Annotated in this window: 20 protein-coding genes, 1 pseudogene and 1 riboswitch; of the genes and pseudogenes, 12 read left to right on the forward strand and 9 right to left on the reverse strand. The window is 60.6% G+C overall.

Going from position 1 to position 16,530, the window contains the following annotated elements:
- Positions 1-5: 5 nt before the first annotated feature.
- Entirely contained in the window at positions 6-821 is an 816-nt protein-coding gene (locus tag ACRWA7_RS30185; protein ID WP_438394257.1) for an IclR family transcriptional regulator, read from the reverse strand.
- 98 nt (positions 822-919) lie between these two features.
- Between ACRWA7_RS30185 and ACRWA7_RS30190 the strand changes: the two genes are divergently transcribed.
- Positions 920-2,110, forward strand: coding sequence for an acyl-CoA dehydrogenase (locus ACRWA7_RS30190; RefSeq protein ID WP_438394259.1), 1,191 nt, complete (start codon positions 920-922; stop codon positions 2,108-2,110).
- Between the two features lie 112 nt (positions 2,111-2,222).
- On the opposite strand, the gene ACRWA7_RS30195 is transcribed toward ACRWA7_RS30190, so the two are convergent.
- Positions 2,223-2,861 carry a peroxiredoxin gene (locus tag ACRWA7_RS30195; RefSeq protein WP_060858027.1) on the reverse strand — a complete coding sequence of 213 codons (639 nt, stop codon included), beginning with the start codon at positions 2,859-2,861 and terminating at the stop codon, positions 2,223-2,225.
- 401 nt (positions 2,862-3,262) lie between these two features.
- Between ACRWA7_RS30195 and ACRWA7_RS30200 the strand changes: the two genes are divergently transcribed.
- From ACRWA7_RS30200 to ACRWA7_RS30210, 3 genes are all read left to right on the forward strand, one after another.
- Complete coding sequence (locus ACRWA7_RS30200) at positions 3,263-3,565, forward strand: DUF883 family protein (RefSeq protein ID WP_056355014.1); 303 nt, start codon at positions 3,263-3,265, stop codon at positions 3,563-3,565.
- Positions 3,566-3,768: 203 nt separating this feature from the next.
- Complete coding sequence (locus tag ACRWA7_RS30205; RefSeq protein ID WP_438394263.1) at positions 3,769-4,149, forward strand: phage holin family protein; 381 nt, start codon at positions 3,769-3,771, stop codon at positions 4,147-4,149.
- Positions 4,150-4,224: 75 nt separating this feature from the next.
- Entirely contained in the window at positions 4,225-4,722 is a 498-nt protein-coding gene (locus ACRWA7_RS30210; RefSeq protein ID WP_060858025.1) for a DUF3318 domain-containing protein, read from the forward strand.
- 23 nt (positions 4,723-4,745) lie between these two features.
- Here the strand turns inward: ACRWA7_RS30210 and ACRWA7_RS30215 are convergent, their stop codons facing one another.
- The 7 genes and pseudogenes from ACRWA7_RS30215 to glyA all read right to left on the reverse strand — a co-directional run bounded on the left by ACRWA7_RS30215 (position 4,746) and on the right by glyA (position 9,355).
- Positions 4,746-5,192 carry a type IV pilin protein gene (locus ACRWA7_RS30215; protein WP_438394265.1) on the reverse strand — a complete coding sequence of 149 codons (447 nt, stop codon included), beginning with the start codon at positions 5,190-5,192 and terminating at the stop codon, positions 4,746-4,748.
- A complete protein-coding gene (locus ACRWA7_RS30220) occupies positions 5,189-5,680 on the reverse strand; it encodes a pilus assembly PilX family protein (protein ID WP_438394267.1) in 492 nt (163 codons plus the stop codon). The genes ACRWA7_RS30215 and ACRWA7_RS30220 overlap by 4 nt, the downstream gene beginning before the upstream one ends.
- A gap of 41 nt (positions 5,681-5,721) precedes the next feature.
- Positions 5,722-6,516: pseudogene (locus ACRWA7_RS30225) on the reverse strand (PilW family protein).
- The gene (locus tag ACRWA7_RS30230; RefSeq protein ID WP_060858021.1) at positions 6,513-6,920 is read right to left on the reverse strand and encodes a type IV pilus modification PilV family protein; all 408 of its coding nucleotides are present in this window, start codon (positions 6,918-6,920) and stop codon (positions 6,513-6,515) included. The pseudogene ACRWA7_RS30225 and the gene ACRWA7_RS30230 overlap by 4 nt, the downstream one beginning before the upstream one ends.
- Complete coding sequence (locus ACRWA7_RS30235) at positions 6,917-7,468, reverse strand: GspH/FimT family pseudopilin (protein ID WP_060858020.1); 552 nt, start codon at positions 7,466-7,468, stop codon at positions 6,917-6,919. The genes ACRWA7_RS30230 and ACRWA7_RS30235 overlap by 4 nt, the downstream gene beginning before the upstream one ends.
- A 153-nt stretch (positions 7,469-7,621) precedes the next feature.
- Positions 7,622-8,104, reverse strand: coding sequence for a transcriptional regulator NrdR (nrdR, locus tag ACRWA7_RS30240; RefSeq protein WP_060858019.1), 483 nt, complete (start codon positions 8,102-8,104; stop codon positions 7,622-7,624).
- A gap of 3 nt (positions 8,105-8,107) precedes the next feature.
- Positions 8,108-9,355: a serine hydroxymethyltransferase gene (glyA, locus tag ACRWA7_RS30245; protein WP_438394270.1), complete on the reverse strand. Its 1,248-nt coding sequence runs from the start codon at positions 9,353-9,355 to the stop codon at positions 8,108-8,110.
- A gap of 158 nt (positions 9,356-9,513) precedes the next feature.
- A riboswitch (ZMP/ZTP riboswitch) is annotated at positions 9,514-9,613 on the reverse strand.
- 305 nt (positions 9,614-9,918) lie between these two features.
- Here glyA and ydfG point away from each other — a divergent pair.
- From ydfG to ybgF, 8 genes are all read left to right on the forward strand, one after another.
- Positions 9,919-10,665 carry a bifunctional NADP-dependent 3-hydroxy acid dehydrogenase/3-hydroxypropionate dehydrogenase YdfG gene (gene ydfG / locus ACRWA7_RS30250; RefSeq protein ID WP_438394271.1) on the forward strand — a complete coding sequence of 249 codons (747 nt, stop codon included), beginning with the start codon at positions 9,919-9,921 and terminating at the stop codon, positions 10,663-10,665.
- Between the two features lie 117 nt (positions 10,666-10,782).
- On the forward strand, positions 10,783-11,265 hold the full coding sequence (gene ybgC / locus ACRWA7_RS30255) for a tol-pal system-associated acyl-CoA thioesterase (protein ID WP_060858016.1): 483 nt from the start codon (positions 10,783-10,785) through the stop codon (positions 11,263-11,265).
- A 213-nt stretch (positions 11,266-11,478) separates the two neighbouring features.
- On the forward strand, positions 11,479-12,156 hold the full coding sequence (gene tolQ, locus ACRWA7_RS30260; protein ID WP_060858015.1) for a protein TolQ: 678 nt from the start codon (positions 11,479-11,481) through the stop codon (positions 12,154-12,156).
- Positions 12,157-12,166: 10 nt separating this feature from the next.
- Positions 12,167-12,613, forward strand: a complete 447-nt coding sequence (gene tolR, locus ACRWA7_RS30265) for a protein TolR (RefSeq protein ID WP_060858014.1) — start codon at positions 12,167-12,169, stop codon at positions 12,611-12,613.
- Entirely contained in the window at positions 12,613-13,710 is a 1,098-nt protein-coding gene (gene tolA / locus ACRWA7_RS30270; RefSeq protein ID WP_060858074.1) for a cell envelope integrity protein TolA, read from the forward strand. Before tolR ends, tolA begins: the two co-directional genes overlap by 1 nt.
- A gap of 138 nt (positions 13,711-13,848) precedes the next feature.
- Complete coding sequence (gene tolB, locus ACRWA7_RS30275) at positions 13,849-15,144, forward strand: Tol-Pal system beta propeller repeat protein TolB (RefSeq protein WP_060858013.1); 1,296 nt, start codon at positions 13,849-13,851, stop codon at positions 15,142-15,144.
- Between the two features lie 44 nt (positions 15,145-15,188).
- Complete coding sequence (gene pal / locus ACRWA7_RS30280) at positions 15,189-15,695, forward strand: peptidoglycan-associated lipoprotein Pal (RefSeq protein ID WP_047845194.1); 507 nt, start codon at positions 15,189-15,191, stop codon at positions 15,693-15,695.
- A gap of 27 nt (positions 15,696-15,722) precedes the next feature.
- Positions 15,723-16,472 (forward strand): tol-pal system protein YbgF, encoded by a 750-nt coding sequence (ybgF, locus tag ACRWA7_RS30285; RefSeq protein WP_060858012.1) that lies wholly within the window; start codon positions 15,723-15,725, stop codon positions 16,470-16,472.
- The last annotated feature ends 58 nt before the right edge of the window (positions 16,473-16,530 follow it).

The following is a 16,530-nucleotide window of genomic DNA, read 5'->3' on the forward strand; positions in this document are numbered from 1 at the left end:
CGTCCCTAGCCAAGCCGTGCGGCCAAGGCACGGAGCTTCGGTCCGACAATATCGCGGAAATAGGCTTCACTCATGGACGACGCCGGTCCGCTGCTGCTCAAGACCAGCCAGCGGCCGTTGCGGACATCGCGTAACGGCGCGGCGATCGCATTTACATCCGCATGCCAGTCTCTAAACGAATAACAACAACCGTCGCGCGCGTAGTCGGCAATGGCGTCCCGCGCCGCTTTCACCAGTCGCGCGTCGTTTTCGCCGCTTTTATCCGCCGCCGCGCCGAGTTCTTCCAGCAATGCCGCTTGCAGGTCCGGCTCCTGCACGGCCAGATAGGCGCGGCCCATGGAACTGGTGAGCATGGAAAGCCGCGAGCCGGGCGCGAGGCCGAGCGTCAGCGCGGTTTCACTGCGAATGGTTTCGAGATAAATCATGTCGAGGCCGTCGCGGCACCCGAGCGAAACAGCTGCGCCAATTTCCCTCGCCAGCACGCGCATGTGCGGACGGGCCAGTTCGAGCGCGTCCGCGCCAGCCAGTAACGCGAAACCAAGCGACAGCACGCCGGTGTCGAGCGCGTACTTGCCGGCGGGTTCATCGAAGCGCAGATAGCCGAGCGTTGTCAGCGTGTAGGCAAGACGATTGACGGTGGCTTTGGGAAGCCCGGTCCGCTCAACGAAATCGCGGTTCGCGAGCAAGGTTTCGCCTGGTCGAAATGCGCGCAGCAATTCCAGCCCGCGAGCCAGCGCCACGACAAACCGGCGTTCATCGACTCCATCCGGCGAGGCTGAGGCTCCGGACAGGCCGGATTCCCCAATGGAAGTTGATGGCATCGAATGCTAGACTCGGTCGTTGATTTGCAAAACATTGTTCCGCTTAGCGGAACTTCCGTCAAGCCTGCAATTAGGAATAGAAGGAACAGGAGAACACCATGGCCGATGCTGCCCGTTTCAGTTGGGAAGATCCGCTGCTGCTCGATCAACAGTTGAGCGATGAAGAACGCATGATTCGCGACGCCGCGCACGCCTACGCGCAGGACAAGTTGCAGCCACGCGTGCTGGAAGCGTTCCGTAACGAGCACACCGACGTTGCGATCTTTCGTGAAATGGGCGAACTCGGATTGCTCGGCCCGACCATTCCCGAGCAATACGGCGGCCCCGGCCTCAACTACGTCAGCTATGGCCTGATTGCGCGCGAGGTGGAGCGCGTGGATTCAGGCTACCGGTCAATGATGTCCGTGCAGTCGTCCCTCGTCATGGTGCCAATCAACGAATTCGGCACAGACGCGCAAAAGCAGAAATACCTGCCGAAACTGGCTACGGGCGAATGGATTGGCTGCTTCGGGCTCACCGAACCGAATGCGGGTTCCGACCCGGCCAGCATGACCACGCGCGCCAAGAAGGTCGACGGCGGGTTTTCGCTTTCCGGTCAGAAGATGTGGATATCGAATTCGCCTATCGCGGATGTCTTTGTCGTCTGGGCGAAGCTCGAAGAAGACGGACGCGACCAGATTCGCGGCTTCATTCTCGAGAAAGGCTGGAAAGGACTGACCGCGCCCGCGATTCACGGCAAGGTCGGCTTGCGGGCATCGATCACCGGTGAAATCGTCATGGACGAAGTTTTCGTCCCGCAAGAAAACCTGATGCCGAACGTGAGCGGACTCAAAGGGCCATTCACTTGCCTGAACTCGGCGCGCTACGGGATCGCTTGGGGCGCGCTCGGCGCGGCCGAGGCCTGCTGGCACATGGCGCGGCAATACACGCTGGATCGCAAGCAATTCGGCCGGCCGCTCGCCGCGAATCAGCTCGTGCAGAAAAAACTCGCCGACATGCAGACCGAAATCACGCTCGGCCTTCAAGGCGTGCTGCGCCTTGGCCGCATGAAGGACGAAGGTACGGCGGCGGTCGAAATCACATCGATCATGAAGCGCAATTCATGCGGCAAGGCGCTCGATATTGCACGCCTCGCTCGCGACATGCTCGGCGGCAATGGTATTTCGGACGAGTTTGGCGTCGCTCGTCATCTGGTAAACCTGGAAGTGGTGAATACGTACGAAGGCACGCACGATATCCACGCACTGATCCTTGGGCGCGCGCAGACCGGCATTCAGGCGTTCTTCTGATTCGCTGGGATTCGCCCCGATTCCGCCCGGATCCACGCAGATTCGCCGATAAAAAAGCCAACGCATTTCAAGGCGTTGGCTTTTTCCCGACCTCAGCGTTCACGCAATGGCGTTATTTGTTGGGTTGCGGCGTGAGGCGCAGATACGGACGCACGGCCTTGTAGCCCTTCGGAAACTTCCGCTTGATCTCTTCTTCGTCCGTCAATGACGGCACGATCACCACGTCGTCGCCCTGCTTCCAGTTACCCGGCGTTGCGACCTGATGGCTATCGGTCAATTGCAGCGAATCGATCACGCGCAGGATTTCGTCGAAGTTGCGGCCCGTGCTCGCCGGATAGGTAATCGTCAGACGCACCTTCTTTTGCGGATCGATGACAAAAAGCGATCGCACCGTCAGCGTGGCATTCGCATTCGGATGAATCATGTCGTACAGCTCGGAAACCTTCCGGTCGCCATCGGCGAGGATCGGGAAACCGACGTTGGCCGCCTGCGTTTCGTTGATGTCCTTGATCCATCCTTTGTGCGACTCCACGTTATCCACCGACAAAGCGATCGCCTTTACGTTGCGCTTCTCGAACTCGCCGGCCAGCTTCGCGGTCAGGCCAAGTTCGGTGGTGCAGACCGGCGTGAAGTCGGCGGGATGCGAGAACAGTACGCCCCAGCTATTGCCCAGCCATTCGTGAAACTTGATGCGGCCAACGCTGGAGTCCTGTTCGAAGTCGGGCGCTGTGTCGCCAAGACGCAAGCTCATGGTGTATCTCCTCAAGTGAATAGATCGCGATTTTCATTTCGCGGCAAATCTGCGATAGCCACGCCGATTTCCAAATGGATGGACGAGGCGGCCCGATCAAAATTAAAGCATACGTGACCAAGCCTGGACAACGAACGAACATTCCGTCAGATCGTCATGCATTTTTGTAATTTTTTGGTCCACGACAGAAACATTTGCGATCGTATTTGCCATGAACGCGCGCGACGCAGACGCCGATCCTTCGATTGCGCAAGCTGAAACGGCTACAACAAGCCGATGACAGGCGGCCTTCGTGCATCGGGAACAAAAACTGCAAGCTCTGGTTTCGGGGCCGGATGGACGCTGGTCACCCGCCGCTTCTTTGGTACGATTGGCGTAGCCTCACCCGTTTGGAGCCATCAATGTCGGAAATCAATAAGGAGCGATTCATGTCGGATATCAAAACCGTTCTCGCAGACGCCGAAGACCTGTTGAAGCAGGCCGCGAGTGCCACTGGCGAGCGTGCATCCGAGCTGCGCGAGACCGCTCTGACTCGCTTGAAACAAGCGAAGGAAAAGGCCGCGGACGCACAGGTCGTGGTGATCGAAAAGGGCAAGAAGGCTGCGCGCGCCACCGATGACTTCGTGCACGAGCGTCCGTGGGCATCCATTGGAATTGCAGGCGGCATTGGCGTTGTCATTGGCTTGCTGATCAATCGCCGTTAAGCCTTTGTTGCCGTTGGTTCGCCGCGTGACTGCTTTTCCGATGCTCGCGCGAGCGGACCCGGCCCGAACCTTGCCTGTTTAGCCAGAACGAAGCCAAAAGCTGCCGCCGGCCTCCCGGCGCCTCGCTTCACAGACCGGCTGGATGCTACGAAGTCCACCCGGATATTTCGCGCCAAAAATAACGCGCTCTTCGCGCTCAAGCCATGACGACAGAAAGGCAATTTCAGCACGATACGCAAGGGCCGTTGCGCCGCATCGTCAGCTCCGTTTTCTCCATCTTCGAAACACGGCTGGAGTTGATCGGCATTGAACTTTCGGAAGAAAAAGAGCGGCTTATCGGCGTTCTTTTTCTCGGCCTCGCCGCAATGATGCTGACCATGATGGCGCTCATCACGCTGACGGTCCTCATCGCAATTGCGTTCTGGGACACTTACCGATGGCAATCGCTCGCCGCGATCACGGCGGTGTATGTCCTGGTCGCCATTGTCTGCGCGCTGCGGGCGCGCGCCGGATTGAGCAACGCGCCAAACGTGTTCGAGAGCACGCTCGCCGAGTTCAAGAAAGACCGCGACACGTTCAACTGATATGCAATGCGCGCGTCGCCGCGCTGCATGTCCGGTGCTGTATTTATCGATGACTTTCCACGAGCCTGCCACGCCATGAGTCAAACCGACGACACCTTCAAAGCTCAAAAGCGAGCGAATGCGCACAAGCTGAGCACGCCCCACATGCGCGCACTGCGCAAGGAGCTGCTGATCGCGCGGGCTGATGTCGAGCGCATGGAACTGGCGCAGGCAAGCGCCGATCTGCGCTACAAGGTCAAGCACTTCAGCGTGTTGAATCTGATCATGCCCGGGCGCGGCAAGCGCGGCCGTACTTCGGGAGCCGGTGGATTCATGAACCGCATGAGCGGCTTCGGCAATCTGTTCAGCGGCGGCAATCTGAGTTTGCTGTTCAAGCAATACCCCGTGGTGGGTTCGATCGCTTCGCTGGTGCTGACCAAACCTGTACGCACCCGGCTTCTTTCGAGCGCAAAGCCGATCCTCAAATGGGGAGGGCTCGGGCTGCTTGGCTGGGAGGCGTACCGCGTGTGGCAACAGATGAAATCGAATCCGGCTAATACCTCCACGGACACGGTGGTCGAGCCCGACGCCTGATCCTCTCGTTTGCATGAATGGGTTCATTTGCCGCTCCAGCACGCCGCCACTTGCGGCGGCGAGAGTTTTTCGGCGGCGCGATTCGACTTCACGCCGGTAGCATCGAGGGAAAAAGTGCCGCAGGCGTCGTTGCTGGCTGACACTGGCTCAGCCTCAATGGTGTAGCCGCCGTTCATCTCCGACTCCGCAAGTATTCGTAATATGTACACTGGCGCCCCGGTGGCGGGCGCCTGATCGAAACCCGCCGGCAATGCAGGCTCGACATCGTTACCCGACGTCGTCCGCGCGCTTTCCACGTATTGAGCAGCACGATAAAGCGCAGCAACAGCGTCCAGCCGCCGTCCCTTAAGCACTTGCTGCTGATAAACCGGCACTGCGAACATCGCGATGATGGCCGCGACACCGAGCGTGATCATGAGCTCGAGCAAGCTGAAGCCCTTGAACGCATTTGCAGTCGAGTTCATGTTCATGGTGAGCTTGTCTGAAAAGGTTTTGCGACCACTCGCCGCCAATGCCCGACCGCGCCGCTTTCAGTGATTTCGAGTTGCTGTTGCAGCCACGCTTCGCTTCCCGCGCGTCCGCCGAATCCACGAGCGGTAATAAGGAATGCGCTGCCCTCGCGCGATCTGGCCGGCCATGCCTCGATCAGACATTGCGGCGGCCTCGCTGCATGCGGCCAGGTCGCGAACGGAGTGATCGCGTTCGCCGATGGACCTTCGAACGATGCCTTCAGGCGCCACTTTTCCGGCTCGCTGCCGAGTACGCTCGTGACGTCTCTTGGCTCTGGCAAGGAGTCGAACGCAATGCGGGTGCAGCGCAGCAACGCGCTGTCGGCGCTATGGAAAGCCTTCACACGATCTTCCAGCCCACCGGTTGCCTTTGCACCAACCAAGGCCGCTTCGAGCCATGCGGCGGCGGTAACGAGCAGCATTGACGAGACAAGCAGAACGATGGGCAACGCAATTCCGCGTGTGTTTGGACGAGAACGATTACACGCCGTCATAGCGACTCCGGTCCGTTGCGCAAGGCGATGCGTCGGTGAAACGCGTGCCGGACGCGGCCATCTGCGGATACAGCCGATACGCCATCACAGTCCAAGTAACTCGGACGCGAATTTGCGCTCGGCACGTCGCCGCGCACGAGCACGCATAGATCGACCGCTGTGACGAGCCGCCAGCGATCTTTGGAAATCGCCACTGCATCGACGGAAAATGGCGCGTCTTTCAACCAATAGCCGATCCTGAGCCGTTCGATTCCCTCTACCAGCGGTTGTCCGGTTCCAGGTTTGCCGCTGCCTTCGCAATAAAGCTCAGGCTCGACGGTGGACGAACTCGCCTTGGCGTAATAACGATTCGTGATTTGTTCACCCGCCGATGCCTGTCCAAGACAATCAGTAGGCAACCCTGCCGATGAGGGCCATGTCGAGATCGTATCGGCGGCGTAGCGGATCAGGATGCCGTCCGAACGGCCCGTCAACGTCTCGCAGACCGGCGCGGAGTCGCTTCACATCGGACGGCCCGCCGAGCAGCCGAACAATGCCGCCGACGAATCCGGCCCACTCGACGCGCCCATCCCTGCCAGCGCGAAGCCCGCCATTCGAACCTGCTGCGCAATCAGGTCGAGGGCGTTGCTTGCCGCATCGCGCAACCGCGCCGTTTCGGCGGCGCGTTCATAGGCGAGCCGTTGCCCGCGATAGAGCGAAAGGGTCGCGAAGACGATAAGCAAACCGAGCGCCACCGAAATCGACAGTTCGAGCAGCGTATGACCACGCTGAGATGTGCCAGGCGTATTCATCGTGCGAACGCCACGGCCACACAGGCCAGTTTCGCACCGGCGCCCGGCTCGGCGCACGAAGCTTCGGCGTCCTTACCCGATGCCGGCGACCGCCACTTGACCACGGCAACATGCACGCCATTTCCGCGATCCAGCACGTCGATGCCACCATCCGGCAGCGCCGCCTCGGCCCGCGCGCGCCATTGCGCCACGACCGGATCGCGGTCAGAATCGCGGCGGATTCCCTCGACAACGGAATCTGCAATCGATACCGCCATCTCACGCGCCATCAGCGCGCGTTCGTTGCGAGCCAGCCACAACTGCGCGCCGATAATGCCAAGCGCCGTCACGGCACTCAGCGCCAGCGCAATCAACACTTCGATCAGCGAGTCGCCGCGGTTGGATCCGTTCGTCAAGGTCTTCATGCGGCTGCTCCACATGCTCCTTGCGTGAGACGCGCGCGCCCACCAGCAGCGATCCGGATACATCGGCGCCCGCGTGCGCCAAGCGATGCCAACGCGCCATCGCGCGCACTGAATTCGAAGCTGCGGAATCCGCCAATGATTTGCCCCGACGGGGGCGTGAACGACAACTCGCTTCCCGTTCCGCCAACAGCAACGCCTGCCAAAGCGGGCTGCATGCGGATCAGCACGCGGCCGTTATCACGCTCGGCAAAGAGCGCCCAGCCACATGCCCAGTCCGTCAGTCCCCCGTCGCACGCCTTGCCTGCCACGAGGCAGGCATGTGCGGCATTGATCCGGCACAAGGTCACGCGAGCGCCGCGCCGGATCGCCTCGGAGCGTCCCAGTGCAAGACTGGACAACATGGCGCGCGCCCGGGCGTCGACCTGATCGCGCTTGTGCCACACGACAATTGACGGTGCGGAAAACGTCGCGACGACCGCAATGACCGCAAGCACGACGGCAAGCTCGATCAGCGTGAAGCCAGGTGAATAACGAAAATTCATTTGCATCCCTCATCGATTGAACCGGACCAGCAACCAATCTAAAGAGAATTTTCGATGTCCGCCATTAGCCGATTGGCCGAGTATCGGACGCGCAAAAGCCTCGACATACTGTCGAAACGATCACGGTTTCATGCGAGGGGCAAAGAAATGCAGAAACGCTCAGCGTTTGCGGGGACTGGCTTTGCGCGGCGCGGCGCGGCGGAATTCTTCGAGCACGTCTTCGAATTCGGATACGTCTTCAAAACGCTTGTAAACCGAAGCAAACCGCACGTAGGCAATGGTGTCCAACTGGCGCAACTCGTTCATGACAAGTTCGCCCAGACGGTCGCTGCGAACTTCGCGTTCGCCACTGCCCAGCAACTGATATTCAATGCGAGCAACGGCGGCGTCGATGGCGTCGGCCGCAACCGGGCGCTTGCGCAACGCGAGTTGCATGCTTGCCACAATTTTCGCGCGATCGAACTCGGTACGGCTACCGTCCTTTTTAACAACCGACGGCAATGCGAGTTCCACGCGTTCATACGTGGTGAAGCGCTTGTCGCAGGCGGGGCAACGCCGCCGCCGGCGAATAGCCGCCCCATCTTCCGACACACGCGAGTCGGCCACTTGCGTGTCTTCGTGACCGCAGAAGGGGCAGCGCATGGCTTAGCCGTATACCGGGAATTGCCTGGTCAACGCAGCGACCTTCGCGCGCACGCGCTCGAGGTTCGCTTCGTCTTCCGGCGCGTCCAGCACGTCGGCAATCAGGTTACCGACCTGCTCCGCCTCGGCCACACCGAAGCCGCGCGTGGTCATGGCTGGCGAGCCGAGACGCACGCCGCTCGTCACGAACGGCTTTTCCGGATCGTTAGGAATGGCGTTCTTGTTGACCGTGATGTGCGCCTTGCCGAGCGCGGCTTCCGCCGCCTTGCCGGTAATGTGCTTGGCGCGCAGGTCGACCAGCATCACGTGGCTTTCGGTGCGTCCCGAGACAATCCGCAAGCCGCGCTTGACCAGCGTTTCAGCCAGCACGCGCGCGTTATCCACGACCTGTTGCTGATACGACTTGAATTCCGGCGAGAGCGCTTCCTTGAACGCGACGGCCTTGCCGGCTATCACGTGCATCAGCGGTCCACCCTGGATGCCGGGGAAAATAGCCGAGTTGATCTGCTTTTCGTACTCGGCCTTCATCAGGATCACGCCGCCGCGCGGGCCGCGCAGGCTCTTGTGCGTGGTCGTGGTGACGAAATCGGCGAACGGCACCGGGTTCGGATAAACACCCGCTGCAATCAGACCCGCGTAGTGCGCCATGTCGACCATGAAATACGCGCCAACGGTCTTCGCAATCTTCGAGAGCCGCTCGAAGTCGATCTTCAGCGCGAACGCCGAAGCGCCCGCCACGATCAGCTTCGGCTTGTGTTCCTTGGCAAGCTCCTCGGTCTTGTCGTAGTCGATGTCTTCGGCTTCATTCAAGCCGTAGCTGACCACGTTGAACCATTTACCCGACATGTTCACGGGCGAACCGTGCGTCAGGTGGCCGCCTTCGGCGAGGCTCATGCCCATGATGGTGTCGCCGGGCTTCAGCATGGCGAAGAACACGCCCTGATTAGCCTGCGAACCGGAGTTCGGCTGCACGTTCGCGGCTTCTGCGCCAAACAACTGCTTCACGCGGTCGATTGCCAGTTGCTCGACCACGTCGACATACTCGCAACCGCCGTAATAACGCTTGCCCGGATAACCTTCGGCGTACTTGTTCGTGAGCTGCGAGCCCTGGGCGGCCATGACGGCCGGGCTCGTGTAATTCTCCGACGCGATCAGCTCGATGTGATCTTCCTGGCGCTCGTTTTCCTTCTCGATCGCTGCAAACAATTCCGGATCGACTTGGGCGATGGTGCTTTTGGCTCTATCAAACATACGTTTTCCGTTGAATGGGTGTCAGTTGACCGGATCGCGCGTGCGCAAAATGTCTGCACCGCGAGAGCGAAGCACGATGGGTCCAGGCGAGGCGGAAGAGAGACGCTCCGTTTACGCAAGACGGACAGCCACCGGCAACGCGCTCAATGCGTGCGGATCTCGGCTGCCCAGGCGAACGGCAAAACGGCACCCCGCGCTTCCCGGTGGGTTAATCCACCTTGGACCCGAAGATCCTTGTCGCCAGTTACGCAGGGCTGGAGAGCCTTAGTTTAATGGGGCGTCGGAGATTAGGCAACAGCCGCTAAACGCTTGAAATTGTTCGATTCTGAAGGATCTTGCTCCGCGGCAAATCGCGGCCGATCGATGTTCGGGCACCAAAATTGCCGCTTAGCCAGCGGGCCGTTGAGCCGGGTACGCCGAATGCGCTTGCCGGGACGATGAGCAAACCCGGCTGACAGCTTGCCGCGCCGCATCAATGGAAGTACGCTGTTTGGCTTTCCCGCGCGCGCCCAGGCGTGTCGCGATCCTGACCCTTTCCGCAACCTGACAACGGGAATCCGCACATGATCGTATTTGTAACTGGCGCTTCCGCCGGCTTTGGAGCTGCCATCGCCCGTACGTTTGTTAAAGGCGGGCATCGAGTGATTGCCACGGCGCGCCGCAAGGACCGGCTTCTGGAGTTGTCGAAGGAACTCGGCGAAGCACTTTTGCCCGTCGAACTGGATGTCCGCGACGACGCTGCAATCAAGTCCGTCGCCGCTAGCTTGCCGGCTGAATTCGCGGACATCGACGTGCTCGTGAACAACGCGGGACTGGCGCTCGGCCTGGAGCCGGCGCAACGCGCGAGCCTCGACGACTGGAACAACATGATCGACACGAACTGCAAAGGTCTCGTCACCGTCACGCATGCGCTGCTGCCCGGCATGGTCGAGCGCAATCGCGGCCACGTGTTCAACCTGGGTTCGGTCGCGGCGACCTACCCGTATGCGGGCGGCAATGTATATGGTGCAACGAAAGCGTTCGTGCGCCAGTTCAGCCTGAATTTGCGCGCGGACCTGTCAGGCACGGCGTTGCGTGTGACCGACATAGAACCGGGCTTGTGCGGCGGCACCGAATTTTCGAACGTCCGCTTCAAGGGCGACGACGCGAAGGCGGCCAATGTCTATAAGGACGTGGAGCCATTGACGGCGGAGGACATTGCCAACGCCATCTACTGGATTGCCACGCTGCCGGCTCACGTGAATATCAACACCATCGAAATGATGCCGGTAGCGCAATCATTCGCCGGGTTGAGCGTTCATCGCGGCTGAAGCGACATTTTTTCGGCACGTCCCGATGAATCGTTCGCCAGTTGTTGCCTGGAAGCAGCACATTACAGCGCGTTTCGGCGGCCTGTTTACGGCTTCCGGTAAAATGCGTGGATGAATATGTCAACCAGCGAGCCTCAACTGGCGACCGGCCCTTTGACTTTCGACTGGCCGCTGCGTGTCTACTACGAAGACACCGACGCCGGCGGCATCGTCTTCTACGCGAACTACCTGAAGTTCTTCGAACGGGCACGCACCGAATGGCTGCGCGCGTGCGGCATCGATCAACGCAAGCTGGCGGAATCAGATGGCGTATTGTTCGTCGTCAAGCGCACGGCGGTGGAATATTCGGCGCCCGCGCGGCTCGACGATGTCATCCACGTGGTAAGCAGGATTGAAAAGATCGGCCGGGCTTCGGTGGACTTTCACCAGGAAGCGTGGCGCGATGGCGTGTTGCTGGCGGCCGGAAACATACGCGTGGCGTCGGTCAGTCTCGCGTCCATCCGGCCAGTGGGAATTCCCGCGTCGGTGCTGAGCGGCTTGCGCGGGGGTCCGCGCGCGTGCAGCGCGTCAACCGTGCCGGCAACAGTATCGTTTAAATAACTTTGTTCAGAAAAAGCTCATGTAGAAAAACTTTTTGGCTCCATCATCGAGACCCGAACCGAATAGAGCCTGCGAGCCTTTGCACGCAAGCACAGCAGCACCGAGTGCGTTCCAGCGGCTACATTGTTGACGCTTTCGGCTTTCCAACCGGAAATCCGACATTTTGACTGGAACCAACCCGGACGCCCCTTTGGGACGTAACAGCGGACTTTTATGAACACTACACAAGACCTGTCGATCGTTTCTCTCGTCATTCATGCCAGCCTGTTGGCGCAGGCCGTCATGGCGCTGTTGCTGATACTGTCGTTGTTGTCGTGGACGTACATCATTCGTAAATGGTTCGCCATCCGGCGCGCCCGCGCTCAGACGGAGCGCTTCGAGCGCGATTTCTGGTCGGGCGGCGACCTGCAGGCGCTGTATCAGAGCGCAGCGCACAACCGCCATACCATCGGCGCGCTGGAACGGATCTTCGAGTCCGGCATGCGCGAATTCCTGAAGGGCAAGGAACGCCGCATGAACGATCCAGCCGCTATTCTCGATGGTTCGCGCCGAGCCATGCGCGCCGCCTTCCAGCGTGAAATGGACGTGCTTGAAGTCAATCTCGCGTTTCTCGCGTCGGTCGGTTCGGTCAGCCCGTATATTGGTCTGTTCGGTACGGTCTGGGGGATCATGAATTCATTCCGCGGCCTGGCAAACGTCCAGCAGGCAACGCTTGCGAACGTGGCGCCGGGTATTGCCGAAGCGCTCGTGGCCACGGCAATCGGCCTGTTCGCAGCAATACCTGCCGTGGTCGCCTATAACCGTTACGCACACGATATCGACCGCCTCGCGATCCGCTTCGAAACGTTTATCGAAGAATTCTCGAACATCTTGCAGCGCCAGGCCCACTAAGGAGTTCAGAATGGCCGGAGGTTCAATGCGTTCCAGCATGCGCGGCAGTTCACGGCGCGCCATGTCCGACATCAACGTCGTGCCGTACATTGACGTGATGCTCGTGCTGCTCGTCATTTTCATGGTGACCGCCCCGCTCGTCTCGCCGTCCATCATCAACCTCCCGACGGTGGGCAACGCCGCGCCGCAGGAGCAAACGCCGCCGGTGGTGGTCAATATCAAGGCGGACGGCAGCATGAACGTGCGCTACAAGGAAGACGGCGGCGCGGCGCAACAGCAGAACATGTCGAAGTCGGAACTCAATGACTTCGTGCTGAACCGGCAGGAATCGCATCCGGACCAGCCGGTCGTAATCGCCGCCGACAAGACCGTGAAGTATGAAGTCGTAATGAACGTGATGTCCGATATGAAGGCGCGCGGCGTCAAACGGGTCGGATTGTTAGTCAAATCGCAATGATGAATCGGCAGCCAAGCGGGAACCCTGGCGCGCGAACCAGTGCGCGCCCCGTCCGTCCGCCGCGTGAACGCGGCACTTGGAAGGCGTTCGCGCTCGCTGCGCTGATGCACGTGCTGCTCGGCATCCTGCTCTATCACGGCGTGAACTGGCAGAACAACACGCCGGCCGGAGCCGAAGCCGAATTGTGGACAGACATCCCCGACCTGTCGGCGCCCACGCCGCGCATCGCTCCGCCACCTGCGCCGCCAGTGAGGGTGCAGCCCGCGCCGCCGCCCGCGAAGGACGAAGACGCCGACATTGCGCTGCAGGAAAAAAAGCGCAAGCAGGAAGCAGCGGCACGCGCCGCGCAGCTCGCCGAACAGCAGCGCGCGCAGCAACAAGCTGAGCAGGAAGCCGAAGCCAAGCGCCAGCAGCTTGCGGCCCAACAAGCCGCGCAGCAAGCCGCAGCGGCGGCAAAAGCCGCTCAGGATAAACAGAAACAGGCCGATAAACAGAAGCAGCTCGCCCAGCAGAAGCTTGAGCAGCAGAAAGCGGCCCAGCAGCAAGCGAAGGAAAAGCAGGCCGACGCCGAGAAAGCCGAGCAGCAAAAGGAACAGGCTGACGCCAAGGCGAAGGCGCAAGCGGATGCCAAGGCCCAGGCTGAAAAGGCACAAGCCGACGCGAAGGCCAAAGCCAAGGCGCAGGCCGACGCGCAAGCGAAGGCCAAGCTCGACAAGGAACGCAGCGCACGGCTGGCGGCCTTGCAGGGCCAGGCGGGCGGCGGCACGAACTCGAGCGGCGACGGCCTCGCCAAGGGCGGTACGGGTAGCGGCGCGGGCGGGACGGCGACATCGGCGGGATATGCCGAGAAGGTGCAGCGGCGCGTGCGTCCGAATATTGTGTGGGCGGGGGAAACGGCGGGACTGGAGACCGTGGTCGCGGTGCGCTGTTCGCCGACAGGTACGTTGTTATCGGCGACGATCCGGCGTTCGAGCGGCAACGAGCAATGGGACGAAGCGGCGTTGCGCGCAGTGCAGCGCTCGGACCCGATGCCCGTCGACACCAACGGTCAGGCGCCCTCCGCTTTTACGATCACCTTGCGCCCAGCGGGTGGCTGATCGGAATTTGAACGGTCCGGCCGAACATTTTTAGGACCTTGATGCCCTTCGTGTGAAGATTGGGAACGAATTGTGCGATTGGCGGTCTGTTGTGCAGCCATCGATAGTTTAAATATTGCATTTTCTGGAATCAGATACATGAGTTTGATGACGAAGCTTGGCTTGAAGACGCTTGTTGCCTCCTGCCTGATCGCGGCCGGTACATCCGCCGCGCAGGCTCAACTGAACGTGCTCGTGACCGGCGTGGGTTCGACTCAGTTTCCTATCGCCACCGCCACGTTTGCCAACGAAGCGAACTCGCCGCAGCAGGTCAGCGCGATCATTCGCCAGGATTTGCAGCGCAGCGGCAAGTTCACGAACATCGACGCGGGCGGCACGCCAGTGTCGGAGACGGATTCCGTCGACCTTGGCAGCTGGAAGGCAAAGGGCGCCGATGCTTTCGTATCGGGCAGCGTGACGCGTTTACCGAACGGCCAGTTCGAAGTGCGCTTCCGCCTGTATGACACGGTGAAGCAGGAAAGCCTTGGCGGCCTGTCCCTCGTCAGCCCGGAAAGCGGCTTGCGCATGAGCGCGCACAAGGTGGCCGACTACATTTACGCGAAGTTGCTCGGCGGCCGCGGCGTGTTCGCGACGCGGCTTTCATACGTAATCAAGACGGGCGGCCGTTATCAGTTGCAGATTTCCGACTCGGACGGCCAGGACGCGCGCATTGCGCTTTCCAGCCCCGAGCCGATCATCTCGCCGGCCTGGTCGCCTGACGGCACCAAGGTGGCGTATGTATCGTTCGAAAAGAAAAAGCCCGTTGTCTATATTCACGATCTGCCGACAGGCAAACGCGTGATCGTATCTAATCAGAAGGGCAATAACAGTGCACCGGCATGGTCGCCGGACGGCCGCAAGCTTGCGGTCGCCCTGTCCGCCACCGGCAACACGCAGATTTTCCAGGTGAACGCAGACGGCAGCGGTTTGCGTCGCCTGACCACGGGCAGCTCGATTGACACCGAGCCGGCTTACTCTCCCGACGGCAATTCGATTTATTTCACGAGCGACCGGGGCGGCGCGCCCCAGATTTACAAGATGTCGGCAAATGGCGAAAGCGCCGGGTCGGCACAGCGCGTCACATTCACGGGCAGCTACAACACCAGCCCGCGAGTGAGCCCGGACGGCAAGCAAGTCGCGTACATTTCGCGCGTTGGCGGCGGTTTCAAGCTGTATCTGCTGGACCTTGCGTCCGGTACGGCTACAGGCCTGACCGACACCGTGCATGACGAATCGCCGAGCTTCGCGGCGAATGGTCAGTACATCCTCTACGCCACCCAGGTGAACGGGCGTGGCGTGTTGGCAGCCGTGTCGACCGATGGCCGCACGCGGCAAGTCTTGTCGCTTCAGGGGGGCAGCGTACGCGAGCCGTCCTGGGGTCCGTTCATGCAATAAACCTGATGCAATAACTCAAGCAGCAACACACAAGGAGAGTAACCATGATGTCTAAAATTCGTATCGGCTTTGCAGTGGCGATGGTCGGTGCACTGGCCGCATGTCATTCGGGCGTGAAGCTTGATGAAGGTGCAAACAAAGGCGCGATCGGCACGCAACCCGACGCGAACGCGGTTCAGCAGGTCAACGTCGATCCGCTGAACGATCCGAACAGCCCGCTCGCGAAGCGCAGCATTTACTTCGACTTCGACAGCTACGCAGTTCGTGACGACTACCAGCCGCTGTTGCAGCAACACGCGCAGTATCTGAAGAGCCATCCGGATCGTCACGTCCTGATCCAGGGCAATACCGACGAACGCGGCACGAGCGAGTACAACCTGGCGCTGGGCCAGAAGCGTGCGGAAGCTGTGCGTCGCGCAATGTCGCTGCTGGGCGTGGCCGACACGCAAATGGAAGCCGTGAGTCTGGGCAAGGAAAAGCCGCAGGCTACCGGTCATGACGAGTCGTCGTGGGCGCAAAACCGCCGCGCTGATCTCGCTTATCAACAGTAATAGAACCAGTCACGGGTGAGTTGCCGTATGTTGTATCGCTTCCCTTCGCTGCGCGCGGTCGCAGTTGCTTGTTTGCTGGGCTCGGCCGTGGTTGGCGGATCGGCACATGCGGCATTGTTCGATGACAATGAAGCGCGCAAGGCCGTGCTCGATTTGCGCACGAAAACGGACAGCCTGGCTAGCCAGTTGTCGTCGGCTCAGCGCACTATCCTCGATCAGCAGAATCGTCTCGACCAGTTGAATCAGCAGGTCGCCACGCTTCGTGGCCAGAACGAGGATCTCGCCAATCAGTTGACCACGTTGCAGAAGCAGCAAAAGGACTACTACGCCGACCTCGATGGCCGGTTGAAGAAGTTCGAGCCGCAGCAGCAAACGGTGGATGGCGTGCAGGGTACGGTGCAGCCCGGCGAGACCGACGCGTTCAATGCGGCGTCGACGCAGTTCCGTAACGGTGACTTCAAGAATGCCGCGGCGTCGTTCAAGGCGTTCGTGGCGAAGTATCCGCAGAGTCCGTATCAGCCGACCGCGCAGTACTGGCTGGGCAACGCGCAGTACGCGTTGCGTGACTACAAGGGCTCGACCGCAACGTGGCAGAATCTGGTGAAGAGTTTCCCGACGCATCCGCGGGCGCCTGACGCGCTGCTCGCAATCGCGAACAACCAGATCGAGCAGGGCCAGAAACCGGCTGCAAAGAAGACGTTGGAACAAATCATCTCGCAGTATGGTGGAACCGAAGCCGCGCAGTCGGCTGAAAGCAAGATGTCGCAAGTGAAGTAAGCGTAAGAAGGGTCGCGTGGCACTGCTTTGCGGCCCCGAATTCGCGCCTCTCGTGAAG

The organism is Caballeronia sp. DA-9, from assembly GCF_051615025.1.
In the GTDB taxonomy this organism is placed as follows: domain Bacteria; phylum Pseudomonadota; class Gammaproteobacteria; order Burkholderiales; family Burkholderiaceae; genus Caballeronia; species Caballeronia sordidicola.